This window comes from Microbacterium sp. Leaf351, assembly GCF_001423825.1.
Classification (GTDB): Bacteria; Actinomycetota; Actinomycetes; order Actinomycetales; family Microbacteriaceae; genus Microbacterium; species Microbacterium ginsengisoli.
Genome location: NZ_LMPK01000018.1, coordinates 104,969 through 106,033, shown reverse-complemented (window position 1 = coordinate 106,033; position 1,065 = coordinate 104,969). Strand labels below are relative to the sequence as shown.

Genomic DNA, 1,065 nt, shown 5'->3' with positions numbered 1-1,065 from the left:
CCCCCGCAGCCGGAAGCGGCGCAGCGCCTGCCTCACCGTCAGCACCTGTCGTTTGAGCGCCGACCCGTGAAGGACGGGGGACCACGGGATGACCCGGTCCACCGTCGGTGCCGCGTGGAAGATCGTCGCCGGACCGGGCTTCACAACGAGGTGGATCGACGCCTTCGGCCACTGAGCCCGCATCGCAGCGAGCAGGGTCGTCGTGGTGACGGTGTCGCCGATCTCGTCGCTGCGCATCACGACGATGCGTCGCGGAGTGCGTGTCGGATCCCATGGACGCCGCCGCAGGGATCCGAAGAGACGCCAGTACAGCCGCGGGGAGAGCGGGTCACGGTGGCGGATCGCGTTGATCTGCCATTCGAGCTTTCGGAACAGGTTCGGTGTCGTCATGCATTCATCCACGTCGGGAGCGCGGCCATCGTCCGGATCGGCGCGCGGCGTCCCCGCGATCCTATCGGCTCGGCCCCGGCACACCGGGCTCACCGGCGGACGTCCACACCTCGCGGGCCGCCTCGTCGAGCTCCCTGGCGCGTGCGTCGAACGAGTGCTCCGCGCGGATTCTTGCGGAGATGCGAGCGAGCTGCGCGTCGTCGGGGAAGATCGTCGCCGGGTCGGCGCGCAGCAGGTCGACGAGGTGTGCGGCGTCCTGGTAGGTCACCACCGCGCCCTCGAAGATCTCCTCGATCCCCTCGACCTCCTCTGAGATCACCCGTCCACCGACGGCGACCACGTCGAACGGCCGCATCGCGAGAAACCCCTCTCGTCGCATCGCGGGCCACTGATCGTTGAGAACGATCGATGCGGTCTCGTACCGCTCGGGGAGTCGATCGTGCGGGATTGATCGCGCGGCCAGTGCGGACTGCGCAATGAACGGTCGCCAATCGGGCCCGTAGACACGCACCGGGATCCCGGCCGCCAACGGCACCACGACGCTGGGACGCGCGATCCCCCGAGCCGTCCCGACGAAGACGATGTCGTCGCCCCTTGGCAGTCCGCGCGGATGGAAGAGGTCGGTGTCGACGCACTCGAGCAACGGACGGATGTCGCGGCCCCAGCGCGCCGACG

At 69.3% G+C, this 1,065-nt stretch carries 2 protein-coding genes; both read right to left on the bottom strand.

What is annotated here, in order from left to right; all coding sequences use genetic code 11:
- Positions 1–390: glycosyltransferase family 9 protein (locus ASG00_RS15330; RefSeq protein ID WP_200930881.1), on the bottom strand; the 390-nt coding region annotated here is incomplete at its 3' end.
- 61 nt (positions 391–451) lie between these two features.
- Positions 452–1,065: glycosyltransferase family protein (locus ASG00_RS07295; protein WP_156456216.1), on the bottom strand; the 614-nt coding region annotated here is incomplete at its 5' end.